The organism is Cellulomonas sp. NTE-D12 (assembly GCF_027923705.1).
Taxonomy (GTDB): Bacteria; Actinomycetota; Actinomycetes; order Actinomycetales; family Cellulomonadaceae; genus Cellulomonas.
Genome location: NZ_AP026442.1, coordinates 2,730,325 through 2,751,764 on the forward strand (window position 1 = coordinate 2,730,325; position 21,440 = coordinate 2,751,764).

The 21,440-nt window shown below is 74.3% G+C and carries 27 protein-coding genes; 15 read left to right on the forward strand and 12 right to left on the reverse strand.

All coding sequences use genetic code 11. The features are described 5' to 3' along the window. The first annotated feature begins 11 nt into the window (after positions 1-11). The 4 genes from moaC to QMF98_RS12585 are packed head-to-tail and all read left to right on the forward strand — an operon-like array spanning position 12 to position 2,472. Complete coding sequence (moaC, locus tag QMF98_RS12570; RefSeq protein ID WP_337973353.1) at positions 12-485, forward strand: cyclic pyranopterin monophosphate synthase MoaC; 474 nt, start codon at positions 12-14, stop codon at positions 483-485. Next, positions 482-1,492 (forward strand): NTP transferase domain-containing protein, encoded by a 1,011-nt coding sequence (locus QMF98_RS12575; protein WP_337973354.1) that lies wholly within the window; start codon positions 482-484, stop codon positions 1,490-1,492. The genes moaC and QMF98_RS12575 overlap by 4 nt, the downstream gene beginning before the upstream one ends. Then, on the forward strand, positions 1,489-1,740 hold the full coding sequence (locus tag QMF98_RS12580; RefSeq protein ID WP_337973355.1) for a MoaD/ThiS family protein: 252 nt from the start codon (positions 1,489-1,491) through the stop codon (positions 1,738-1,740). The genes QMF98_RS12575 and QMF98_RS12580 overlap by 4 nt, the downstream gene beginning before the upstream one ends. A gap of 57 nt (positions 1,741-1,797) precedes the next feature. After that, positions 1,798-2,472: a hypothetical protein gene (locus QMF98_RS12585; RefSeq protein WP_337973356.1), complete on the forward strand. Its 675-nt coding sequence runs from the start codon at positions 1,798-1,800 to the stop codon at positions 2,470-2,472. 18 nt (positions 2,473-2,490) lie between these two features. On the opposite strand, the gene moaA is transcribed toward QMF98_RS12585, so the two are convergent. The 3 genes from moaA to QMF98_RS12600 form a co-directional block, all read right to left on the reverse strand. Next, positions 2,491-3,543 (reverse strand): GTP 3',8-cyclase MoaA, encoded by a 1,053-nt coding sequence (gene moaA / locus QMF98_RS12590; RefSeq protein WP_337975620.1) that lies wholly within the window; start codon positions 3,541-3,543, stop codon positions 2,491-2,493. A 67-nt stretch (positions 3,544-3,610) separates the two neighbouring features. After that, a complete protein-coding gene (locus QMF98_RS12595; RefSeq protein ID WP_337973357.1) occupies positions 3,611-4,024 on the reverse strand; it encodes a molybdenum cofactor biosynthesis protein MoaE in 414 nt (137 codons plus the stop codon). Continuing rightward, a complete protein-coding gene (locus QMF98_RS12600) occupies positions 4,024-4,623 on the reverse strand; it encodes a MogA/MoaB family molybdenum cofactor biosynthesis protein (protein ID WP_348773370.1) in 600 nt (199 codons plus the stop codon). The genes QMF98_RS12595 and QMF98_RS12600 overlap by 1 nt, the downstream gene beginning before the upstream one ends. A 36-nt stretch (positions 4,624-4,659) precedes the next feature. Here QMF98_RS12600 and QMF98_RS12605 point away from each other — a divergent pair, with 36 nt between their 5' ends. From QMF98_RS12605 to QMF98_RS12620, 4 genes are all read left to right on the forward strand, one after another. Then, entirely contained in the window at positions 4,660-5,385 is a 726-nt protein-coding gene (locus QMF98_RS12605) for a helix-turn-helix transcriptional regulator (protein WP_337973358.1), read from the forward strand. Further along, positions 5,375-6,556, forward strand: coding sequence for a cytochrome P450 (locus QMF98_RS12610; protein WP_337973359.1), 1,182 nt, complete (start codon positions 5,375-5,377; stop codon positions 6,554-6,556). Before QMF98_RS12605 ends, QMF98_RS12610 begins: the two co-directional genes overlap by 11 nt. A gap of 153 nt (positions 6,557-6,709) precedes the next feature. After that, on the forward strand, positions 6,710-7,021 hold the full coding sequence (locus QMF98_RS12615; protein WP_263729481.1) for a DUF2249 domain-containing protein: 312 nt from the start codon (positions 6,710-6,712) through the stop codon (positions 7,019-7,021). A gap of 81 nt (positions 7,022-7,102) precedes the next feature. Then, complete coding sequence (locus QMF98_RS12620; protein ID WP_337973360.1) at positions 7,103-7,489, forward strand: DUF488 domain-containing protein; 387 nt, start codon at positions 7,103-7,105, stop codon at positions 7,487-7,489. Positions 7,490-7,508: 19 nt separating this feature from the next. Here QMF98_RS12620 and QMF98_RS12625 read toward each other — a convergent pair whose 3' ends face one another. After that, a complete protein-coding gene (locus tag QMF98_RS12625; RefSeq protein WP_337973361.1) occupies positions 7,509-8,021 on the reverse strand; it encodes a DUF1003 domain-containing protein in 513 nt (170 codons plus the stop codon). A gap of 111 nt (positions 8,022-8,132) precedes the next feature. Here QMF98_RS12625 and QMF98_RS12630 point away from each other — a divergent pair, with 111 nt between their 5' ends. Next, positions 8,133-9,158, forward strand: a complete 1,026-nt coding sequence (locus QMF98_RS12630) for an aldo/keto reductase (RefSeq protein WP_490715610.1) — start codon at positions 8,133-8,135, stop codon at positions 9,156-9,158. A 13-nt stretch (positions 9,159-9,171) separates the two neighbouring features. On the opposite strand, the gene QMF98_RS12635 is transcribed toward QMF98_RS12630, so the two are convergent. Continuing rightward, positions 9,172-10,167, reverse strand: a complete 996-nt coding sequence (locus QMF98_RS12635) for a pirin family protein (RefSeq protein WP_337973362.1) — start codon at positions 10,165-10,167, stop codon at positions 9,172-9,174. Between the two features lie 111 nt (positions 10,168-10,278). Between QMF98_RS12635 and QMF98_RS12640 the strand changes: the two genes are divergently transcribed. From QMF98_RS12640 to QMF98_RS12650, 3 genes are all read left to right on the forward strand, one after another. Next, on the forward strand, positions 10,279-11,478 hold the full coding sequence (locus tag QMF98_RS12640) for a Gfo/Idh/MocA family protein (RefSeq protein WP_337973363.1): 1,200 nt from the start codon (positions 10,279-10,281) through the stop codon (positions 11,476-11,478). A gap of 144 nt (positions 11,479-11,622) precedes the next feature. Continuing rightward, positions 11,623-12,501 (forward strand): LLM class F420-dependent oxidoreductase, encoded by an 879-nt coding sequence (locus QMF98_RS12645; RefSeq protein ID WP_337973364.1) that lies wholly within the window; start codon positions 11,623-11,625, stop codon positions 12,499-12,501. A 90-nt stretch (positions 12,502-12,591) separates the two neighbouring features. Then, positions 12,592-14,223: an HNH endonuclease signature motif containing protein gene (locus QMF98_RS12650; RefSeq protein ID WP_337973365.1), complete on the forward strand. Its 1,632-nt coding sequence runs from the start codon at positions 12,592-12,594 to the stop codon at positions 14,221-14,223. A 52-nt stretch (positions 14,224-14,275) separates the two neighbouring features. On the opposite strand, the gene QMF98_RS12655 is transcribed toward QMF98_RS12650, so the two are convergent. Continuing rightward, positions 14,276-15,205: a Gmad2 immunoglobulin-like domain-containing protein gene (locus QMF98_RS12655; protein ID WP_337973366.1), complete on the reverse strand. Its 930-nt coding sequence runs from the start codon at positions 15,203-15,205 to the stop codon at positions 14,276-14,278. Between the two features lie 207 nt (positions 15,206-15,412). Between QMF98_RS12655 and QMF98_RS12660 the strand changes: the two genes are divergently transcribed. Then, the gene (locus tag QMF98_RS12660; protein ID WP_337973367.1) at positions 15,413-15,886 is read left to right on the forward strand and encodes a CoA-binding protein; all 474 of its coding nucleotides are present in this window, start codon (positions 15,413-15,415) and stop codon (positions 15,884-15,886) included. Positions 15,887-15,946: 60 nt separating this feature from the next. Here the strand turns inward: QMF98_RS12660 and QMF98_RS12665 are convergent, their stop codons facing one another. Further along, on the reverse strand, positions 15,947-16,648 hold the full coding sequence (locus QMF98_RS12665) for an anti-sigma factor domain-containing protein (protein WP_337973368.1): 702 nt from the start codon (positions 16,646-16,648) through the stop codon (positions 15,947-15,949). Next, a complete protein-coding gene (locus tag QMF98_RS12670) occupies positions 16,641-17,216 on the reverse strand; it encodes an RNA polymerase sigma factor (protein WP_337973369.1) in 576 nt (191 codons plus the stop codon). The genes QMF98_RS12665 and QMF98_RS12670 overlap by 8 nt, the downstream gene beginning before the upstream one ends. 127 nt (positions 17,217-17,343) lie before the next feature. Between QMF98_RS12670 and QMF98_RS12675 the strand changes: the two genes are divergently transcribed. Both QMF98_RS12675 and QMF98_RS12680 read left to right on the forward strand, forming a co-directional pair. After that, positions 17,344-17,895 (forward strand): COG4315 family predicted lipoprotein, encoded by a 552-nt coding sequence (locus QMF98_RS12675; RefSeq protein WP_337973370.1) that lies wholly within the window; start codon positions 17,344-17,346, stop codon positions 17,893-17,895. Positions 17,896-17,902: 7 nt separating this feature from the next. Next, positions 17,903-18,529, forward strand: a complete 627-nt coding sequence (locus tag QMF98_RS12680; RefSeq protein WP_337973371.1) for a DUF6529 family protein — start codon at positions 17,903-17,905, stop codon at positions 18,527-18,529. A 34-nt stretch (positions 18,530-18,563) separates the two neighbouring features. On the opposite strand, the gene QMF98_RS12685 is transcribed toward QMF98_RS12680, so the two are convergent. The 4 genes from QMF98_RS12685 to QMF98_RS12700 all read right to left on the reverse strand — a co-directional run bounded on the left by QMF98_RS12685 (position 18,564) and on the right by QMF98_RS12700 (position 21,440). Beyond that, positions 18,564-18,902: a DsrE family protein gene (locus QMF98_RS12685; RefSeq protein WP_337973372.1), complete on the reverse strand. Its 339-nt coding sequence runs from the start codon at positions 18,900-18,902 to the stop codon at positions 18,564-18,566. A gap of 111 nt (positions 18,903-19,013) precedes the next feature. After that, the gene (locus QMF98_RS12690; protein ID WP_337973373.1) at positions 19,014-19,637 is read right to left on the reverse strand and encodes an ATP-binding cassette domain-containing protein; all 624 of its coding nucleotides are present in this window, start codon (positions 19,635-19,637) and stop codon (positions 19,014-19,016) included. Beyond that, positions 19,634-20,434 carry an ABC transporter permease gene (locus tag QMF98_RS12695; RefSeq protein WP_337973374.1) on the reverse strand — a complete coding sequence of 267 codons (801 nt, stop codon included), beginning with the start codon at positions 20,432-20,434 and terminating at the stop codon, positions 19,634-19,636. The genes QMF98_RS12690 and QMF98_RS12695 overlap by 4 nt, the downstream gene beginning before the upstream one ends. Continuing rightward, the gene (locus tag QMF98_RS12700) at positions 20,412-21,440 is read right to left on the reverse strand and encodes an ABC transporter substrate-binding protein (protein ID WP_337973375.1); all 1,029 of its coding nucleotides are present in this window, start codon (positions 21,438-21,440) and stop codon (positions 20,412-20,414) included. Before QMF98_RS12700 ends, QMF98_RS12695 begins: the two co-directional genes overlap by 23 nt.

Consider the following 21,440-nt stretch of genomic DNA (forward strand, 5'->3'; position numbering starts at 1 on the left):
AAGAAGGAGCCATGGACGCACTGACCCACCTCGACGGCGCCGGCCACGCCCGGATGGTCGACGTGACGGAGAAGACGCCGACGGTCCGCTCGGCGACGGCCAGCGGATTCGTGCACTGCAGCCCGACGGTGGTCGCCGCGCTGCGCGACGACACGGTACCGAAGGGCGACGCGTTCGCCGTCGCCCGCATCGCCGGGATCGCCGGGGCCAAGCGCTGCGCCGAGCTGCTGCCGCTCGCGCACGTGATCGGCGTGCACGGCGCCAGCGTCGACCTCGAGCTGACCGACGACGGCGTGCGGATCAGTGCGACCGTGCGTACGGCCGACCGCACGGGCGTGGAGATGGAGGCCTTCACCGCGGTGTCGGTGGCGGCACTCGCGCTGGTGGACATGGTCAAGGCGCTGGACCGCGGCGTGTGGTTCGGCGACGTGCGGCTCGAGGCGAAGACCGGCGGGAAGTCCGGCGAGTGGCGCCGCGAGCCGTGACCGGTCCCGTCCCGCAGCCCGGGTCGATCCAGCCGGGCTCGATCCAGGCCGTGGTGCTGACCGGCGGCCGTGGGTCGCGGCTCGGCGGTGCGGCCAAGGCGGAGCTGGATCTCGGCGACGGACCGCTGATCGCCCGGCTGCTCGATGCACTGGCCGCGACGGGGCTCACGGACGCCGTCGTCGTCGGGCCGCCACCCTCCCACGTGCCGGACTCCGTCCGCGTGCGCGTCACGCGCGAGGACCCGCCCTTCGGCGGTCCGGCGGCGGCGGTGCAGGCCGCGCTGCCCCTGCTCGAGGCCCCGTGGGTGCTGCTGCTCGCGTGCGACCTGCCCCGCGCGGGCGACGTGGTGCGGCTGCTGCTGGACCGCTGGGCCGGGGGCACGGGCGGCGGGCGCGACGGCCTGGTGCTGGTGGACGACGCGCAGCAGCCGCAGTGGCTGGCCGGCGTCTACGAGCGAGAGGCGCTGGCGCAGGCGTTGCGGGTGGCGACGTCCGAGGCGACCCTCGGAGGGCGGCGCGGACCGCGGATGGGCGACGTGGTGCGGCGCCTGCAGCTGGAGCCGGTGGCGGACCCGTCGGGCGCGAGCCGCGACGTGGACACGCCGGAGGACGTGGAGTGGTGGCGACGCCGCGCCGGTGACGGTGGTGCGGCGGCGGGGCCGACGACCAACGAGAGGACGACCGTGGAGCACAGCGGCAAGGCCGGACGGGTTCCGGCAGGGGCGCTCGGCGACTGGCTCGCCGAGCTGCGGGGGCTGCTCGGCATCGAGGACCGGATCGACGTCGATACCGTGCTCGACGTCGCGCGGGACGTGGCGCACGGGGTCGCACGGCCGGCGGCGCCGCTGAGCACCTTCGCGCTCGGCCTGGCGGTGGGTCGCTCGGCGGCGGCAGGCTTGCCGGTCGACGAGGAGCTGGAGCGCCTGGCGGCGCTGGTGCAGCGCCGCGCCCTCGAGCACGCCGCCGAGCCCGCCACCGAGGCCGCCGTCGAGCAGGGCACCGAGTGAGCACCACCACGGCCACGGTCCGGCTGTTCGCGGCGGCCGCCGAGGCGGTCGGCGCCGAGCAGCTGGAGCTGCCGGTCGGCACCGTCCAGGACGTCGTCGACGCCCTGGTCGCGGCTGGCGGCCCCGACACCGCCACTGTGCTGGGCCGGTGCTCCTTCCTGGTCGCGGGCCTGCGCGCCGACACCGCGCACACGCCGGTGCCGGCCGGTGCGGTCGTCGACGTCCTCCCACCCTTCGCCGGCGGCTGACCCGACCTGCAACGCCTTTTGCCTCAACCCCTCGACCGTGGGTGACGACGAACAACCATGCGCAGCCGTCCTGAGCCGCAGCCGTCGGCCGCCTCCGCCGTCGTGCTCACCGTCGACGATTGGGCCGGGACGTTTCAGGTCCCGTCGGGTGCCGAGCGACAGCTCGAACCCGGTCCACGCTGGCTGGTACCGGGCGCAGGCGCGATCGGTCTGGTCCTTGCCACCATCCTCATCAGCCCCGGACCGCCGCCGCCCTTCACGTGGCTCGGCGTCCTGCTGTTCCTGGCGAGCGCGGTTGCGATGGCTCTGAACTTGGGAGGAAGCCGCGGCGTGACGGCGGCGATGGCCGGCGCGACCCTGGGATGGTTCGCTCTCGTGGCTGCCGTTCTCGGCACCGACCACCTGGACAAACGGCTCGCGATCGCCTTCCTGGCGCTCGGCCTGCTCGGTCAGGTGGTCGCGGCAGAACGCCTTCGATCCCGCTCACTCCGGGACGGGAACTGCATCGTCGCCGCACGCCGCGGCGCGCGCACCGACGGCTGGGTGGTGCGCGTCGATGGTCCGCCCTGGGGGCGACAACTCGGCGTCGAGACGTCGGGCGGCCCGGGTGGCCCGTGGACCGGCTCTCAGGCCGGATGGCAGACGCTGCGACCAGGCGTGGGCCATCCCGTGGGGATCTGGCAGGGCGACGCCGGCCGGACCGTGGTGCTGCTGCCTCGAGTGCCGCGCTGATCCGCGGACCGTCGCGGGTCAGCCGCCGATGGCGTTCATGCCGCGGGCCGGCTGGAGGAAGCCGGGGTCGTTGATGCCGTGGCCCGGCAGCTTGCCGTGCACGCACCGGCGGAGCACCGCGTCGATCCCGTCGTCCGTGCCCTCGTCGTCCCGCCCGTCCGCACCCGCCTCGCCGCGCAGGACCGCCCGCAGGTCCAGCTCCGAGGTGGCGAACAGGCAGCTGCGCAGCTGACCGTCGGCCGTCAGGCGCAGCCGGTCGCACGCCCCGCAGAACGGCGCCGTCACGGCCGCGATCACGCCGACCCGGTCAGGTCCGCCGTCGAGCAGGAACGTCTCGGCGGGTGCACCGCCGCGCCCCGGCAGCGGGGTCAGGGTCCACCGCTCCCCCAGCGCCGCCAGCATCTCGTCGCGCGTCACCATGCGGCCGCGGTCCCAGGTGTGGCCGGCATCGAGCGGCATCTGCTCGATGAACCGCATCTGCGCACCGTGAGCCACGGCGAACTCGACCAGGTCCACCAGCTCGTCGTCGTTGACGCCGCGCATCGCCACGGCGTTGAGCTTGAGCGGCCGCAGCGGGGAGGCCGCCGCCGCCGCGATCCCCTCGAGCACGTCGTCGAGCCTGTCGCGCCTGGTCAGGGCGTGGAAACGGTCGGGACGCAGGGTGTCCAAGCTGATGTTCAGCCGGTGCAGACCGGCCGCGACCAGGTCGTCGAGCACCGCGCCGAGCCGGATGCCGTTGGTGGTCATCGCCACCTGGACCGGGTCCCCGGACGGCCCACGCAGGGCCGACAGCCGCGCCACCAGGTCCACCAGGTCCGGCCGCAGCAACGGCTCACCCCCGGTCAGCCGGAACGTGGTGATGCCGTCCTGCGCGCACACACGGGCGACCCGCACGATCTCGTCGGCGGACAGGATGCTGGGGCCGGCCAGCCAGGCCATGCCCTCGGCCGGCATGCAGTACGTGCAGCGCAGCGAGCAGCGGTCGGTCAGGGAGATGCGCAGGTCGCGGTGCACCCGGCCGAACGTGTCCACCAGCGGGTCACCGCGGCGTCCCGACGGCACCCCGGGCATCGCCTCGGGGGCCGGTCGGGGCGCTCCGATCGTCACGGGGACCGCGGTCCGCCCACCGCCGGTCACATCAGATCCCGACCCACGACGTGCGACCGTCCGCCTGCGACTGCCGCTTCCACACGGGCAGCTCGGCCTTGATCCGCTCCACCAGCTCCCGCGACACCTCGTACGCCTGCGCCCGGTGGGCGGTCGCGACGCAGGCCACCAGCGCGAGGTCGCCGACAGCGAGCGCACCGATCCGGTGGCTGACCGCGACACGCGCGCCGCCGGCCTCCGCCGCCTCGGCGAGCTCGGTGAGGATCCGCTCGGCCTCCGGGTGCGCGCTGTACTCGATGCCGGTCACCTCACCGTCGGCATCCGGGTCGTGGTCGCGCACCTGGCCGACGAAGGTCACGACGGCGCCGCACGCCGGGTCCTGCACGGCCGCGAGGTGCGCGGTCAGGTCCAACGGGTCGCTGCTGACGCGCGCGAGCGCCGCCATCAGTGGTCGCCGCCGCGCAGCTGGTCGAGCACGTGAGGCACCAGCGGCACCAGCACCTCCAGGGACTCGCGGACGGCGGCGGGCGAACCGGGCAAGTTCACCACCACCGAGTGTCCGGCCGTTCCGGCGACCGCGCGCGACAGGGCCGCGGTCGGAGTCTTCTGCAGACCTCGGGCACGGATCACCTCCGCGACACCCGGCAGCTCCAGGTCGAGCACGGCGCGGGTCCCCTCCGGTGTGCGGTCCCGCGGTCCGACACCGGTCCCACCGAGGGTCAGCACCAGGTCGGCACCCTCCGCGACCGCCTCCTCGAGAGCGACGCGAACCGGGTCGGCCCCGTCCGGGACCACGCGGGGCGCGTCCACCGACCAGCCGGCCTGCGTCAGCGCCTCTGCGGCTGCAGGTCCGGACAGGTCCTCGCGCAGCCCAGCTGCGGACCGGTCCGAGACGGTGATCACCACGGCACGGCGACGTGGCACCTGGTCGGTGTGGACGTGGACGTGGGCGCCGGCGGAGGGGTTGCGGCCGACCTCGTGGCGGTGCTGGCCGGTGGTGTCCACGCCGTGCGCGGCGGCGTCCGTCGGGTCCGGTCGCGGCATCGGGCCAATATAACGGACGATGGTAGTTTCTAAGCCGTGACGGACGACGCGAGCACCAGCGCCGCGCTGGCCTCCCCGGCACGCCGCCGGGTGCTCGACGCGGTCCGCGCGGCAGCGGAGCCTTCGACGGCCCAGCAGCTCGCCGTCGCGCTGGACCTGCACGTCACCACGGTCCGCTTCCACCTGGACCTACTGGAGCAGTCGGGTCTCGTGGAGCGGGTGACCCGCCATGCCGGCCGGCGCGGGCGGCCCAGCGTGCACTACCGCGCGGTGGGGCCAGCGGCGGACGTCGCGAGGGACCAGATGATCGAGGCGCTCGCCGAGGCCCTTGCCGCGAGCGGAGCCGCCGCGCACCGGGAGTCGGCGGCGGCGGGCCGGCGGTGGGCGGACCAGCTCGCGGCGCGAGCCGACACCGACCCGGGCACGCACATCGACCCCGCCACGCGCACCGACCTCGCCACCCGCACCGACCCTGCCGGTCAGGCTGCCGAGGCCACCGCCGCCATCTCCGAGGTGTTCGGGCGGCTCGGCTTCGACCCCGAGGCGCACGACGACACGATCCGGCTGAGGTCCTGCCCGTTCCGCGAGACCGCGTCCCGCTACCCCGAGATCGTCTGCCAGGTGCACACCGGGTTGGCGCAAAGACTGGCGGAACGGGCCTTCGACGGGGAACGTGTGCAGGTACGCCTCACCCCCTTCGTCGAACCGGAGCTCTGCGTGCTCCGCCTGGCCCCGCGAACGGATGGCGCCCTTGTCCGCTGAACCGAGCTCCCAGGACGACTGGGACCCGCGCTCTCCCGCCGTCCTGCAGGACCAGCTCGCCGCGTACGACGAGATGCGCGGCCGCTGCCCCGTCGCGCACAGCGAGTACCTCGGCTGGTCGCTGTTCCGCCACGCCGACGTGCTGCAGGTGGTGCAGGACCACCAGACCTTCTCCAACGCGGTGTCCACGCACCTGAACGTCCCCGACGGCATGGACCCGCCCGAGCACACCGTCTACCGGCAGATGGTGGACCGGTACTTCACCGACGAGCTGGTGGACGCCTTCGAGCCGGAGTGCCGCCGGGTGGTGACCGAGCTGCTGGGCCAGCTGCCGCGGGACGGGTCGCCGTGGGACGTCGCGGACCTCTCGGAGCAGGTGGCCCTGCGCACCCAGTCCGCCTACCTCGGCTGGCCCGAGCGGCTGCACGAACCGCTGCGCGCGTGGACCGCCCGCAACCGCGCGGCCACCCTGGCGCAGGATCGCGGCGCGATGGCGGACGTGGCGGAGGACTTCGACGGCTACATCACCGGTCTGCTCGACGAGCGGCGGGCGCTCGGGGACGCGGCGCCGGACGACCTGACGACGCGGCTGCTGACCGACCAGGTGGACGGGCGACCTCTGACCGGCGCCGAGCTCGTCTCCACGCTGCGCAACTGGACCGTCGGCGAGCTGAGCACCATCGCGGCGTCGGTCGGCATCGTCGTGCACCTGCTGGCCACCCGACCCGAGACCCAGCAGGCGCTGCGCGACGACCCGTCCCTGATCCCTGCCGCGATGGACGAGATGCTGCGGATCCACCCGCCGCTGGTGGCCAACCGCCGCGTGGTGACCCGGGACGTCACCGTCGGTGGCCACGACTTCGCACCAGGCGACCGGCTGACCGTGATGTGGGCATCGGCGGACCGGGACGAGGCCGTGTTCGGCGATCCCGACGAGCTGCGGCTGGACCGGCCGCCGGCGGACAACCTGCTGTACGGCGCGGGGATCCACGTCTGCCCGGGTGCCCCGCTGGCCCGGCTCGAGCTGCGCGTGCTGACCGAGGAGCTGCTGCGCCGCACCCGCTCGATCGAGCTGGACACCGAGCAGCAGCCGGAGCTGGCCGTCTACCCCGCCAGCGGCTTCACGCGGCTCTTCGTCCGGGTGCGCCGAGCGGGGCGCCACACCGCCTGACCCCCCCCGCGAGCCCTGCGAGAGCGCCACGTCACCGTGGCGAGACGCGGGTCCGTTCGACGAATAAGCCGGAGTAGAGTCCTCTCTATTCAGGGTGAGACACGGCCCTGTCCCGGGCGGAGCGCCCGGCGCGACGTCACCGAGGAGCACCACGTGAGCGAGCCCATCGAGATCCTGCCCAGCGCCCCCGCGCCCGCCGGCCATTCCTGCGGCTGCGGCGGCCACGACGAGGCCGTCCCGGTGCTCGACGTGCGCACCATCCCGCACGCCATCCGCCACGCCGCGGTGTTCGGCGCCTTCGACGCGATCGCCCCGGGCGGCTCGATGGTGATCGTCGCGCCGCACGCCCCGCTGCCGATGCTGTCCCAGCTCTCCGAGCGCGCGCCGATCGACGTCGAGTTCCTCGTCGAGGGCCCCACGGAGTGGCACGTGCGTCTCACCCGGCTGGCCGCCGCCGCCGTGTGAGCCGGACGGGTGCCGGTCCGGTTCTCCCCGAGCCGGACCGGCACCCGTCGTCATCACGCAAGGCCCCCGAAGGAGGCTGGCATGAGCGGTGTCGTACGGATCAAGCGGGTCTACGACGACCCGGCGCCCGAGGACGGCTACCGCGTGCTGGTCGACCGCCTCTGGCCGCGCGGCGTCAGCCGCGAGCGCGCCGCCGTCGGCACCTGGCTCAAGCAGATCGCCCCGAGTGCGAAGCTGCGCACCTGGTGGGACCACGACCCCGCCCGCCTCGACGAGTTCACCGCCCGCTACGGCGCGGAGCTGCAGGCGAACCCCGCACTCGACGAGCTGCACCGGCTGCTGCACGACCACCCGGTGGTCACCCTCGTCTACTCCGCACGGGACCCGCACCTGAACCAGGCGCAGGTCCTGAGCGACTACCTCGCAGCCCCCAGCGAGACGACCGGCTGGCGCGGCGAGAACCCGTAGCAGCCGGCCCGCCGCGGCCCTACACCGGCTCGGGTCCGGGCACGTCCGCGGTCGGCTTCTCGTCCGTGGTCGGCTTCTGGTCCGCGGCGAGCGACGCGAGGATCTGCTGGATCGCCGCGTCCTGAGCCAGCAGGTGCACCTGGATCTGCCGCGCCTCCTCCAGCACCGCCGACGCGTCGTTGTAGGTGGCCAGCGAGCGCTCGTCGGCCGCCGCGGCCTGCACGTTCTGCCCCACGATGATGATGGGCAGCAGCACCAGCTGCAGGAACGTCTGCGCGATCCACGCGACGATCACCAGCCGGTCGCCGGACTTGAACGCCGCGGGCGCGCTGACCAGGGCCAGCACCGTGAACACGTACGCGGTCCACATGGTGCCGACGATCAGGGTGATCCGCAGACCGACCCGGGCGTTGAACCTCCCCACCAGCCCGCTGCCGTGCACCTGGGCGGCCGCGGCGGCGACCTTCGGCGGCCCGGCCTGCTGCCGGCGCGCGATGTGCGGGTGCGGGATGTACTCGAAGAGGTCCGGCATGGCGCGAGTATCGCGGCGCTGGGCGACGGACCCGGGCAGGCACGGCGCAGGCGCGCATGGGAAGGTCTGACAGGCGTCCGCAGTGGTCGCCAGGCACCGACGGGAGCGGTCATGCAGGGTCCCACGCGCAGCCCGACACCGGCAGCGTCGCCGTCGGTCCCGCGTCCGGGGTCGTCCGACTGGATGCGCCCTCTGGGCCGTACGGGCATCACCGTCTCGGCGGTGTGCGCCGGCGGCAGCCCGCTCGGCAGCATGCCCGCGCTGTACGGGCGGGACGTCAGCCGGGACGAGGGGATCGCGACGGTCCGGGCGCTGCTGGACAGCCCGATCCGCACCATCGACACGTCCAACGGGTACAGCGACGGCGAGAGCGAGCGTCGCATCGGCGCCGCGCTGGCCCAGGTGGGCGGCAAGCCCGCCGACGTGGTGGTGATCACCAAGGTCGACGCCGACGGCCGGGACTACTCCGGCGACCGGGTGCGCGCCTCGGTGGCCGAGAGCATGCAGCGCCTCGGCCTGGACCACCTGCCGCTGGTGCACCTGCACGACCCGGAGGCCTTCGAGTTCGCGGAGCTGACCGCGCCGGGCGGTGCGGTGGACGCCCTGGTGAGCCTGCGGGAGTCCGGCGTGGTCGGCTCGATCGGCCTGGCCGGCGGGCGGGTGCAGGAGATGGCGCGGTACCTGGCCCTCGGGGTGTTCGACGTGCTGCTGGTGCACAACCGCTGGACGCTGCTGGACCGCAGCGCCGCGGACCTGCTGGCCGAGGCCGAGCGGCGCGGGATGGGCCTGATCAACGCCGCGGTGTACGGCGGCGGCATCCTGGCCGGCGGCAGGTCAGGTGGGTCGGGCGGCACCGGCCCGGCGCGGTACGGGTACCGGCCGGCGCCGCCGGAGATCCTGCAGGCGGTCGACGCGATGCGTCAGGTGTGCGAACGGCACGGCACCGACCTGCGGACGGCGGCGCTGCAGTTCTCGCTGCGGGACCCGCGGTTCGCCACCACCGTGGTCGGCATGAGCCGCCCCGAGCGGGTGGCGGCGACCGTGTCCGCGGCGCAGCAGGAACTGCCTGAGGCGATCTGGGAGGAGCTGGAGGCCCTGCTGCCGCCGTCGGGCGTCTGGCTGGACGCCCCGCTCTGACGCCGCGGGCGGGTCAGCCGCGCGGTGCGAGCCGCAGGGGTGGCAGCACGGGAGCGGGCAGCGGTGCGTGCGGGTGGCCGACGACGTGGCCGAACCGGGACCCGTCGTCGCCCAGGACCTCCTGCGCACCCGGCTCGGCGCCGATCTCCGCCTGCCACTGCGCCCGCGCCTGCACCACGTCCTCGTGCGAGCGCCCGACGAAGTTCCACCACATGACGATGCGCTCCCCCAGCGGCCGGCCGCCCAGCAGCAGCAGCCGCACGGGTGCGTCACCGGCCACCACGGTCAGGTGCGTGCGGCCGGGCGCGACGTAGAGCAGCTGCCCGGCCACGCCGTCCGTACCGGCCACCTGGACCTCGCCCCGGTCCACCAGCACCCCGTGCTCGAAGTCGGGGTCGACGACGAACGTGTGCCGCGAGCCGGCGTCGAGCAGCAGCTCAGCCCCGAGCAGCGGCGAGAACGTCGGCACCGGTGACACCTCACCGGCCAGCGCGCCGAGGAACACCCGCACGGTGACGCCCTCCAGCCGCAGGGCCGGCGGCGCGTAGTGCTGGAACGCCGGCGCCGTGTCGCGGTGCACCGCCGGCAGGGCGGTCCACAGCTGCACGCCGTGCAGCAGCGTGGTGCGTGCCGTCGAGTCCTCGGAGTGGCTGATGCCGTGCCCGGCCGTCATCAGGTTGAGCTGACCGGGTCTGACCAGGACGTGCGTGCCGAGGCTGTCGCGGTGCTCGATCTCTCCGGAGAACAGCCAGCTGACCGTCTGGAGCCCGGTGTGCGGGTGCGGCGGCACCCGCATGCCGCCCGTCACCGAGACGTCGTCCGGGCCGTAGTGGTCGAGGAAGCACCAGGCGCCGATCAGCGAGCGGGCGCGCTGCGGCAGCGTGCGCCGGACGGTCATGGCGCGGATGCCGCCGAGCGGGACGTCGCGCGGCTCGAGCACCTGCACGGCGTCCGTGGCGCCGGAGCCGTCGCACACCGTCTCGGTCGGCGCCTGCTCGAGGTTCGTCATGCGCCCATCGTCACCCCGGGTCGCCGAGGACGGCAGCGCCGTCCCGCCACACGCGCACGGGTGCCGGCTGCGCTGCGCGTCGTGGAGCACCGCCCGGGTCAGGATGTGCGCATGACCCCGGACGACTCCCCTGCCCCCGCCCAGCAGCCCCGCCTGCGCGTCGGGATGGTGGGCTACGCGTTCATGGGCCGGGCGCACTCGCACGCCTGGCGCACGGCACCGCGGTTCTTCGAGCTGCCGATGCTGCCGGAGCTGACGGTGCTGGCCGGGCGGGACGCCGCAGCCGCACGCGCGGCGGCGGACACGCTGGGGTGGACGGACGTCGAGACGGACTGGCGCGCTCTCGTCGCGCGCGAGGACGTCGACCTCGTGGACGTCTGCACCCCGGGCGACACGCATGCGGAGATCGCGATCGCCGCGCTCGAGGCCGGCAAGCACGTGCTGTGCGAGAAGCCGCTGGCCAACTCGGTGGCGGAGGCGGAGGCGATGACGGCGGCTGCGGCACGCGCAGCCGAGCGCGGGGTCGTGGCGATGGTCGGCTACAGCTACCGCCGGGTGCCGGCGATCCAGCTCGCCCGCCAGCTGGTGGCCGAGGGGCGCATCGGGACGGTGCGGCACGTGCGCGCCCAGTACCTGCAGGACTGGCTCGCGGACCCGCAGGCACCGCTGTCGTGGCGGCTGGACCGGCAGAAGGCCGGATCGGGCGCGCTCGGGGACATCGGCGCCCACATCGTGGACCTGACGCAGTTCATCACCGGTGACCGGCTGACCGAGCTGACCGCGATGCTCGAGACGTTCGTCACCGAGCGCCCGGTGGCGGCCGGCTCCTCCGGGCTGGGCGGGACCCCCGGCACCGAGCGGGGACCCGTCACGGTGGACGACGCCGCGGTGTTCATGGGGCGCCTGGGCAACGGCGCGCTGGCGACGTTCGAGGCGACCCGCTTCGCGTGGGGACGACGCAACTCGATCCGCCTGGACATCGACGGCACGGACGGCGCGCTGGCGTTCGACTTCGAGGACATGAACGTCCTGCAGGTGTTCGACGCGCACGAGGACCCGCGCACCGCCGGCTTCCGGCGCATCCAGGTCACCCAGCCGGTGCACCCGTACACCGGCAGCTGGTGGCCGGCCGGGCACGGGCTGGGGTACGAGCACGCGTTCACGCACCAGGTGGTCGACCTGGTGCGGGGCATCGCGGGCGGGACGCAGCCGGAGCCGACGTTCGCGGACGGGCTGCAGGTGCAGCGGGTGCTCGCGGCGGTGGAGCGGTCCGCCCAGGGCCGCACCTGGGAGCGCGTCGAGGGCGACTGACCACGCTCGCCCGCCCGGTCGTCGACGCGGCGAGGTCGCACCCGGCGAAACGGAGGCCCCTTCCGCTTGACGCCGGACGGGGCCCCGTGTGCAGAGTGCTGCTGGCGGCTCTCGCCGTCTCCCGCTCGTCCTCGAGGAGTTCCCGTGCGCGTCGGCATCCACCTCATGCGCTTCGACAGCGTCTCCCCCACCGAGCTGCGCGGCGAGCTCGCGCGCACCGTCGAGACGGCGGACGCGGCCGGCGTCGCCTGGATCTCGGTGATGGACCACTACTTCCAGATGATGCGCGCCGGGTTCCCTGCCGAGGACCCGATGCTCGAGGCGTACACGACCCTGGGCTACCTCGCGGGGCACACCGAGCGCGCGGAGCTGGGCGTGCTGGTCACCGGGGTGACCTACCGGTACCCGGGGCTGCTGGCGAAGATCGTCGCCACGCTCGACGTGCTCAGTGGCGGCCGCGCCGCGCTCGGCATCGGTGCCGCCTGGTACGAGGAGGAGCACGCGGCGCTCGGCGTCCCGTTCCCGCCGTTGTCCGAGCGGTTCGAGCGCCTCGAGGAGACGGTGCAGATCGCCCGGCAGATGTGGGACCCGTCCGACGAGGGCCCGTACACCGGTCGGCACTACCAGCTGGACCGCACGCTGTGCTCCCCGCTGCCGCTGCACCGGCCGGAGATCATGATCGGCGGCTCCGGCGAGCGGAAGACCCTCCGCCTGGTCGCGCAGTACGGCGACGCCTGCAACCTGTTCGGCGCCACGCCCGACGAGGTCGCCCACAAGCTCGAGGTGCTCCGGGCGCACTGCGCCGACGTGGGCCGTGACCCGGCCGAGATCCGGGTGACGGTGCTCAACGCCGGCGACGAGCTGCTCGACGGCGACGTCGCTGGCTTCGTCGAGACGATGAGCCCGTTCGCCGAGCTCGGCGTGGAGACCGTCATCCTGCGCCCTCCGGCGACGTCCCTGGCGGCCTGGGTCCGCGACGCCGTGGTGCCGGCCGTCGCACCGCTCGCCGACCTCCGCGTCTGACGCCCCGCATCTCCCTACTTCGTCTCGTGCCGCACGGACTCTGTGCACAGACCGCGACACAGCTGATGTCCGTCTTGCTATGATTCGTACATGCGTTCGACGGTGGTCGAGGATGAACGGCTCGGGGCCGTGCCCGCAGCCGACCCGAGACGCTGGCCGGACGACGGATGGGAGCCATGTCCCGGCGGCGGCGCAGGAGCGCAGCCTCGTCCCTTCGCCGCGGCACTCACCGCGGCGGTCGACGCCCTGGAGCGCGCGCTCGTCGCGGCGTCGGGGGCCGAGGGATGGCCGACGACCGAGCGGCACGGTGCACTCGAGGCGGTGGACCGCGCGACGAGCACCCTGACAGCGCTTCGTTCGCGCCTCCTCACGGCCGAGCAGGCCGCGGGCACCTGGGGGCTGCACGGCGACCGGACCCTTGCCGCCTGGCGCGCTCGCACGTCGCGACAGGGAGCCGGCGCCGGTTCCGCGCAGGTGCGGCAGGCCGTCACCGTCGCCACGCTGCCGCGCATCGCCGACGCTCTGACGTCAGGAGCCGTGACCGCGACCCACCTCGACGCGATCGCGCGACTGAGCACCGGCAGCTCGCGCGAGGTCGCACGGCACGTCACGTCCGACGAGGGACAGGCGCATCTCGTCGCACTGGCCGAGCGGCTCGACGGCACCGCCTATGCGAAGGCGCTCGCGCAGTGGCAGGCCGAGCTCGACCCCGCCGCTCGGCAGCGCGCGCACGACGAGCAGCGGGCCGCTCGCTACCTGCACCTGAGCCACACGCCCGGCGGCACCGTGGTCAAAGGCCTCCTCGACTCGGTGGCGGGCCACCGGGTCCAGCTGGCGCTCGAGGCGGTGTCCCCCAGACCCGCGCTCGATGACGACCGTTCACCCGAGCAGCGGCGAGCCGACGCCCTGGTTGCGCTGGCGGATCGCGCACTGGAGGACCCTGCCACCGTGACCGGCGCCGCCGTCAGGCCGCACGTGTCGCTGCTCGTCAGCGAGTCGACGTGGGCGTCCGTGCGCCGCGCGCAGCTCACGGTGCCGACAACGCCTGCGCAGGCCGCGGTCGCCGCGCAGCACGCGGGCGCGGCACGGGGAGGCGCCGTCCAGGTCGCCTCGGCGCTTGCCGGGCAGCCTGCTGTGTGCGACGAGGACGGCCGAACGTGGCCAGCGAGCGAGGTGGCACGCGTGCTGTGCGACTGCCGCATCAGCCGGGTGGTCCTGGGGTCGGATTCCGTCCCGCTCGACCTCGGTCGCACCCACCGGCTCTTCACCGGTGCGCAGCGCCGCGCCGCCACCGTCCGGGACGGCGGCTGCGGCTGGCCGTCGTGCCCGGCCGCCGCGCGCTGGTGCGAGCTGCACCACATCCGTTGGTGGGACCGCGACGGTGGCTCATCGGACCTCGACAACGCCGTCCTGCTGTGCAGCTACCACCACCACCTCGTCCACCGGCGGGAGCTGACCATCACGCGCCTCCCGCGCGCCGTGACGCCAGCCCTCCCCCTCGAGAGCCAGCGCCGCGTGCACTACAGGTTCACGGATGGGAAGGGCCGCGCCGTCGCCGAGCCGCGGAGCGCCCCTATGGGCCGCCCACCAACCGAGCAGAGCGCCGCCGCGACCAGCCCACCGGACGAGGACTCTGCCGCCGCCGGGACCAGTCCACAGGACGAGGACTCTGCCGCCGCCGGGACCAGCCGACTGGCCGACGGGAGTGGCGCAGGGAGGTGACTCCCTCGCGACGTCGTCCATCCGCTTGCGGCTGGTTCCGGCCTGTGGGAGCTCAGTGCACGGTGAACTTCTTGCTGTCCTGCATGCGCGGTCCCGGCGCCTCGCCACCGGAGGGGTCGTCCTCCGTCGCGACGACGGTGTAGGTGCCCGGCGGCAGCTGAACCGTGAACGAGTACGGCGCGAACGTCTGGCCCTCTGCTGTGTGCGCGACACCGGAGAGCACCACCACGCCTCGGTCGGTGACCACCTTCCACGGCAACGTCGCCTCGAACACGGCCGCCTGACCGCTGACGGTCACGGGCGACGTCGTCGTCGCACCCTGCCGCGGTGCGTCGATCTGCACCCAGGCCTGCACGTCGAGCGCCGGCTCACGCACCTGAGGATCCGTCCAGACGACCGCACCCCACAGCTCCCCCGCCGGCTGGCCGGCGATGGTCAGCAGCACCGAGCCGGACGGGTCGCCGGTCGCCGCCGTCACCGTGTGCACCAGCTGCTGGATCATCAGCGCGGCACCCGCCGAGCCGATCGACGCGGTCCGGGCGTCGGCGCTGAGGTCGACGACGGTCGGGTGGCCGGGCGTGACACCGAGCACGGTGGTCGCCCTGTTCCACGGGCTGGTGTAGTCCGGGTCGTCCGGTCCGGCGATCATCCGTTCGACGGCGCTGCGCACCGGGTCGCCGGTGAGGTCGTGCCGCTCGGGGATGAGCCGCAGGCCGGTGCGGGTGTCGATCATGAAGTAGACGGGCACGTCAGCCGCCGTGACGGTCGGCGTGGGTGTGGGCGTCGGGGTGGGCGTCGGGGTGGGCGTCGGCGTGACGCTGGGGGTCGACGGCGCGACGGTGGGGGCCGGACTGCTGGTCGAGGACGACGAGCCGGGACCGGCGGTCTGGTTCTGGCACCCGGTCAGCAGCGCGCCGACGACGGCGACCACCGCACCGGCCGCGAGGAAGGGGAACGACGAGGGCCTCGTCAGCGTCGACATGGCGCGCTCCTGCAGCGACCCCGGGCCCTGCGACGGGGCCCGCCACGGGGCCACTGTCTGGTTCGAGCGTCCCACCGCGCCCCCGTCAGGACCACGGACCGAAGGTCCCCACCGGGCCCTTCGGCCCTGGACGCGGGCCGGCAGCGGCGGTCGGCTGGTCGGGAACCCGCTGCACCAGCAGCGTCGAACCCTGCCGAGGAGCACCCGATGAAGACCGCCGACGCCGCCGCCGAGTTCCTCTCCCAGCGCCGCATCGCGGTGACCGGGGTGTCGCGGACGCCGGCCAGCCACGGCGCGAACGTCGTCTACAAGACCCTGCGCGACAAGGGCTACGAGGTCGTCGCGGTCAACCCGAACGCCACCACGGTAGAGGGTGACCCGTGCTACCCCGACCTCGCCTCGGTGCCCGGTGGCGTCGACGCGGTGGTGATCGCCACGGGTCCGGACCACGCGGACGAGACGATGCAGCAGGCGGTGGACGCCGGCGTCGGGCACGTGTGGATGCACCGGTCGGTGGACAAGGGCAGCGTCTCGGCCACGGCGACGGCACTGGGGCGGTCGCACGGCATCACCGTGATCGACGGCGGCTGCCCGCTGATGTACGGCGCGGTGTCCGACCCGGGGCACCGGTTCATGTACCGGTTGTTCACGCTGACCGGCCGGGTGCCCCGCAACGTCTGACGGCCCGGAGCAGCTGCCACCCGCGCTCGGCCCGCACGCCCCGCACGCCCCCCGCGAGCCTCACACCTGCGCGGTCGCCCAGCGCGCCCCTGACTCGGAGACCATCTCCACCGACGTGACCTGACCGCTCGCGGGCCACGGCACCACCCAGCTCCCGCCGCCGGACCCGTCGAGCGCCCACGTGCCGGCCGCCTGCCGCGAGCCGTCAGCCAGCACCAGCCAGCACGAGTACCACTGCCCGGCCGGACCGCCCGCCACGCTGACGACGAGCACGCGCTGCCCGTCTGACCGGCTCTCCTGGACCGCCCCCACCGCGCTGCCGTCCGGGGTGCGCAGCGGCGTGCCGACCGCCACCTGCTGCGCGGCGCCCTGGTGCAGCACCACGGCCGAGCCGCCTGCACCGACCGCGATCCCGACGACCAGCGCGGCAGCGACCAGCACGGCGATGCGCCGCCGCGGGCGGTGACGGTGCACGACGGCCGGTGCTGCGGCCGTGCGCCGGTCCAGACCCGTCGCCACCAGCACCCGCTGCGAGAACCCGGCGGGCGGCTCGACCCGCGGTGCGGCGACGAGCACGTGCTCCACGGCGTCCGCCAGCGCGGTGTAGCGGGTGCGGCAAGTCTCGCACCGGGCGAGGTGCCGGGTGAGCTCGTCACGGTCCCGCTGGTCCACCTGCGCCAGGGCGAGGTCCGTCAACGCCTCGTCGCCCGGGTGCGGGCCCGGCTCCGGGTTCGGGCGCAGCCCCGGGTTGTGCTCAGTCACGGTCCGCCTCCATCGCCTCGCGCACCCGACGCAGGCCCGTCCGGATGCGCGTCTTCGCCGTCCCGAGAGGGATGCCCTCGGACACGCTGATCTCGTTGGCAGTCCGCCCGCCGATCACAGCGAGCACCACGGCGCGCGCCTGCTCGGGCGGCAAGGTCCGCAGCCGCGCGACGGCGGCGTCCCGCTCGGTGGAGCGCACCACCTCGTCCTCCGGCCCGGGCACCTGCAGGGTGGCGGTGATCATCTCCTCGAGCACCGACGCGTCCACCGGGGTTGCCCGGCGGGCCCGCATCGCGTCGATCGCCGCGTTCCGGGTGATGGTCAACAACCAGGTCAGCACCGAGGCGCGCCGCACGTCGTAGGTCCCGGCGGCCCGCCACGCGCGGACGAACACCTCCTGGCTGACGTCCTGGGCCAGCCCGGTGTCGTGGGTGATCGACACCGCCAGGCCGAACACCGCCGACTGGAACCGCCGCACGAACGCGATGGCCGCGGCGTCGTCGTCCACCGCCAGCCCGGCGACCAGCGACGCGTCGGCGGTGCGGTCGGCACCGGAGAACAGCTGCACGTCCTGATGTACGGCGTCGGGGCCGGCAGGGATTGCGTGCCGCCGCAATCCCCCTGGCCACGCAGCACGTATCACCCTCGACGGCCGCCCACCCGAGGACGGCCCGCTCGGACCACCTGGAGGGGCCATGAACGCACGATCCCGCGTCTGGACGTTGGGGGCGAGCCTGCTGCTGGCGGGGACCCTCGCGGCGTGCGGCAGCTCGTCGTCGGGCGGAGGGACCGGCGCCTACGGCGGCGGCGCGACCAGCGCACCGGCCATGGGCTCCTCGGCGTCGGCCGGTGGTGGCGCCTACGGGTCGGGTGCGTCGGGCGGGTCGACCAGCGCCGCCGCGGTCACCGTGATGACGGCCAGCTCGAGCCTCGGCACGATCCTGGTGGACGGCAGCGGCCGCACCCTCTACCTGTTCACCAAGGACTCCCCCAACACCTCGACGTGCACGGGCGGCTGCCTCGCGGCGTGGCCCCCGCTGCTCGGCACGGCCACGGCCGGCACCGGGGTCGACTCCTCCCTGCTGGGCACGTTGACCCGACCGGACGGGAAGATGCAGGTCTCGTACAAGGGCATGCCGTTGTACTACTGGGCCCAGGACTCCGCAGCCGGTCAGACCAACGGCCAGGGTGTGCAAGGCGTCTGGTGGGTGGTCAGCCCACAGGGCACGCCGATCACCACCAAGTGACGGCGTCGTGCCGACGACGACGGGTGCACCGGACCGTGCCCGGGCCAGGACCGCGGGCACGCCGGGGCGCGGCACCACGCGCACGCTGCTCGGCACCCTCGTCGCCGGCACCGCGGTCTCCGTGGCGCTCGGCCTCTACGCCCGCCTGCACGTGCCGACCGGCCGGACGCTGACGACGCTCGGGTTCACCGACCTGCTGCACATGAAGGCGTGGCTGACCACCGCCGCGCTCGCGCTGGCCGGGGGTCAGGTGCTCAGCGCCCTGCGCCTCTACGGCCGGCTCGGTGGCCGGCAGCAGAGCTCGTCGAGACCGCGACGAGCCGAACCGGCACCGGCCTGGGTGCACCGGCTGCACCGGTCCGGCGGCGCGCTCGCCGTGCTGCTGACCCTGCCGGTGGCGTTCCAGTGCGCGTGGTCGCTCGGCTTCGGCACGTACAGCGCGCGAGTGCTGGTGCACTCGGCGCTCGGGTGCGTGCTCTACGGCGTGTTCGTGGCGAAGATGCTCGCGCTGCGCCTGCGACGCCCCCCGGGCTGGCTGATTCCCTGGCTCGGCGGCTTGCTGGTGCTCGCGTTCGTCGGCCTGTGGCTGACGTCGTCGCTGTGGTTCTTCACCCACGGCGGCAGGGGCTACTGACTCCCCGCTGACCCGGCCGCCGACCCGTCGCGCGTCACGGGCGCAGGTACGCCCAGCCCTGCCGCTGCCGGGCCACCAGGTGCGCCACCCCGGACGGGACGACGACGGCACCGGGCGTCACCGCGCCGTCGTCCAGCCCCATGCTGCGCAGCGAGTTGCGGCACACCGCGAGCCCGATGCCCGCCTCGAACGCCTCCGCGAGCGCGGGCGCCGTCTCCTGCCCCGGCAGGCCCAGCCGCGCCGCCTCGCCGTGCACCACCACCTCCACCGGCGTGCCGGGCTCCAGCTCGCGCAGCAGGTTCAGCGCGTTGCGCAGCACGGCACGGTGCTTGTCCGGCGAGCCCTCGGACAGGTGCAGCACGACTCCGGGCATCGCGGAACCTCTCGATCGGTGACGCCACGCACTGCGCGAGGCGTCTGGCACGGTACCCCGGGGTGTATGTCGGCGCAGCGCCGGACGACGGCGAGGCGGCCGGTGGTCCGGTCAGCCGCGCGCGGCGGACACCGACCCGACGGAACCGTCCAGGTGCACCACCCGCGCGTCGAACCACGCGGCCTCGCGCTCGTCGTGCGTCACCAGCAGCACGGTCCGCCCGGCGCACCGGTCGCGGACCCACCCCATGGTCACCGGCTTCACGGCCTGGTCCAGGCCGGTGAACGGCTCGTCCAGCACCACCAGCTCGGCGTCGGCGAGCACGGCGCGCACGATGGCGACCCGCCGGCGCTGACCACCGGACAGCTCGCGCACGGGCGCGTGCACCGCCGCGTCGTCGAGCCCCACCGCCGCGAGCGCCTCGAGCACCGCACCGCGGTCCGCCCCCCGCCCCAGCACCAGCCGCACGTTGTCCACCGCCGACAGCTGCGGGCACAGCCGGTCCTCCTGGAACACCGCCGACCGCGGCCGCCCGCCCACCCCCTCCACCGCACCGCCGTCGGGCCGGTCCAGCCCCAGCAGCAGCCGGCCGACCGTCGTCTTGCCGGACCCGTTCGGCCCCATCAGGGCCGTCACCCCGCCGGGCGCCAGCGACAGGTCCAGCCCGTCGAGCACCACGTGGTCACCGAACCGCCGCGTGACGCCGCGCAGCCCGATCCCGCCGCTCCCGCTCACGCCGCACCGCCCCAGCGCCGCTGCGCGGCGGTCAGCCCCAGCCGCACCAGCCGCTCGAAGGCGACGCTCAGCGCCACCACCACGAGGGTCCAGGCGAACAGGTCCGGCGTGGAGAGGAAGATCTTCGCCTGGTACATCCGCTCGCCGATGCTGCCGGTCGGCAGGCCGATCACCTCGGCGGCGATGCCGCTCTTCCACGCCAGGCCGACGCCCGTCTCGCAGCCGGCGACGACGAACGGCAGCACGGCCGGCACGTCGATGGCCCGCACGCGCCGCAGCCGGGGCACCCGGTACACCGTCGCCATCTCCAGCAGCGCGGCGTCCCGGTGGGCGATCCCCTCGAGGGTGTTGGTGTAGACGATCGGCACCACCATCAGCGCCGAGATCACCAGCGCCAGCCGTCCGGTGCCCGTCACCAGGATCACCAGGATGATGAAGCTGACCACCGGGGTGGCCCGAACGGTGCTGATCAGCGGTGCCAGCAGCGCCGCGACCAGGGGCACCGCCGCCGCGACGGCCGCGAGGCACACCGCGACCAGCGCCCCGATCGCGAAGCCTGCGCCGATCCGCAGCAGCGAGTGCCCGGCCGTCGTCCAGAACGCCGCGGTCCGCACCAGCTCGGCGAGCCGGCCCACCACCTCGACCGGCGAGGCCAGCACGATCTGCTGACCGACCGCGGCGGCGACCAGCTGCCACACCAGCAGCCAGAACACCAGCACCCCGCTGGTCCGCAGCGCACGCCCGTGCCGCCGGGCGCGCACCGCGGCCGGCCGCTCAGCGCTGGTAGTAGAAGTCATCACCCGGCAGCGCGCCGCCCACCGAGGCGGGGTCGGCGTCGAACAGGACCTTGAGGTAGCCGCTCAGCGCGTTGCGCAGGTCGACACCTTCCAGGTCGACGACGTGGCTGGCGGGGATCGCGGCGACCGCCACGGCGGCGGACGGCACGATGCCGGCCTGCACGATCAGCGGCGCCGCCTGGTCGGGGTGCTCGTTGGTGAACGTGGTGGACAGCTTGTAGTCGTCCAGGAACTGCTTGAGCGCCGCGGCGTGCTCGGTGGCGAACGCCTTGCGGACCACCAGCACGCCGGTGACCAGCTGAGACGTGCCGCTGGTGACCTTGTTCCACTCGTCGGACAGCTGCACCACGGTGCGGATGCCCGGGTGGCTCGACGTCAGCACCGTGGCGAAGGGCTGCGGCAGCATCCCGACGGCGCCCGGCGTGGCGGCCAGCACCGCGGCCACCTCGGTCGGCTCCGACCGGTAGTCCACCTTCACGTCGGTGCCCGGCACCAGACCGTCCTGGCGGAGCAGGTAGTTCAGCACGTACTCCGGCGAAGCCCCCTTGCCGGACGTCACCACGGTCTTGCCCCGCAGGTCGGCCAGGCCGTGCACCGCCGTCCCGTTCTCCACCACGTCGAGCACGCCGAGCGTGTTCACCGCGGCCACCTGCACGGCCCCCTTGGTCTTGGCGTAGAGCACCGCCGCGAGGTTGGACGGCAGCAGCGCGACGTCCACCGAGCCCTGCGCCACCAGCGGCACCACCTGGTCGGGGGTGCTGTACATGGTGACCTTGTAGTCCTCGGCGGTGGTGCCGGCGGTCGCGTCGCTCATCAGCTTGACCAGGCCCATGGTGGTGGGGCCCTTGAGCGAGGCGATCCGGACGGTGGTGCGCTCCGCAGGCGTTGCCGACGCCGAGGCCACCTTGGTGGCCGGGGTGGAGGCCGCCGCCTGGGTGCCGCCGGCACAGCCGGCGAGCAGCGCGGCGACGGCGAGCAGCGGGACGACGAGCGACGTGCGGCGCAT

What these genes read in the sequence shown, in the direction of transcription:
- QMF98_RS12625 (WP_337973361.1), bottom strand. Translation starts at nt 8,021, where the DNA reads ATGCCGGACCTCTTCGAGTACATCCCGCACCCGCACATCGCGCGCCGG.
- QMF98_RS12630 (WP_490715610.1), top strand. Translation starts at nt 8,133, where the DNA reads ATGCAGGGTCCCACGCGCAGCCCGACACCGGCAGCGTCGCCGTCGGTC.
- QMF98_RS12635 (WP_337973362.1), bottom strand. Translation starts at nt 10,167, where the DNA reads ATGACGAACCTCGAGCAGGCGCCGACCGAGACGGTGTGCGACGGCTCC.
- QMF98_RS12675 (WP_337973370.1), top strand. Translation starts at nt 17,344, where the DNA reads ATGAACGCACGATCCCGCGTCTGGACGTTGGGGGCGAGCCTGCTGCTG.
- QMF98_RS12650 (WP_337973365.1), top strand. Translation starts at nt 12,592, where the DNA reads ATGCGTTCGACGGTGGTCGAGGATGAACGGCTCGGGGCCGTGCCCGCA.
- QMF98_RS12595 (WP_337973357.1), bottom strand. Translation starts at nt 4,024, where the DNA reads ATGGCGGCGCTCGCGCGCGTCAGCAGCGACCCGTTGGACCTGACCGCG.
- QMF98_RS12600 (WP_348773370.1), bottom strand. Translation starts at nt 4,623, where the DNA reads ATGCCGCGACCGGACCCGACGGACGCCGCCGCGCACGGCGTGGACACC.
- moaC (WP_337973353.1), top strand. Translation starts at nt 12, where the DNA reads ATGGACGCACTGACCCACCTCGACGGCGCCGGCCACGCCCGGATGGTC.
- QMF98_RS12640 (WP_337973363.1), top strand. Translation starts at nt 10,279, where the DNA reads ATGACCCCGGACGACTCCCCTGCCCCCGCCCAGCAGCCCCGCCTGCGC.
- QMF98_RS12700 (WP_337973375.1), bottom strand. Translation starts at nt 21,440, where the DNA reads ATGCGCCGCACGTCGCTCGTCGTCCCGCTGCTCGCCGTCGCCGCGCTG.
- QMF98_RS12655 (WP_337973366.1), bottom strand. Translation starts at nt 15,205, where the DNA reads ATGTCGACGCTGACGAGGCCCTCGTCGTTCCCCTTCCTCGCGGCCGGT.
- QMF98_RS12685 (WP_337973372.1), bottom strand. Translation starts at nt 18,902, where the DNA reads ATGCCCGGAGTCGTGCTGCACCTGTCCGAGGGCTCGCCGGACAAGCAC.
- moaA (WP_337975620.1), bottom strand. Translation starts at nt 3,543, where the DNA reads ATGCCCGGGGTGCCGTCGGGACGCCGCGGTGACCCGCTGGTGGACACG.
- QMF98_RS12585 (WP_337973356.1), top strand. Translation starts at nt 1,798, where the DNA reads ATGCGCAGCCGTCCTGAGCCGCAGCCGTCGGCCGCCTCCGCCGTCGTG.
- QMF98_RS12620 (WP_337973360.1), top strand. Translation starts at nt 7,103, where the DNA reads ATGAGCGGTGTCGTACGGATCAAGCGGGTCTACGACGACCCGGCGCCC.
- QMF98_RS12695 (WP_337973374.1), bottom strand. Translation starts at nt 20,434, where the DNA reads ATGACTTCTACTACCAGCGCTGAGCGGCCGGCCGCGGTGCGCGCCCGG.
- QMF98_RS12660 (WP_337973367.1), top strand. Translation starts at nt 15,413, where the DNA reads ATGAAGACCGCCGACGCCGCCGCCGAGTTCCTCTCCCAGCGCCGCATC.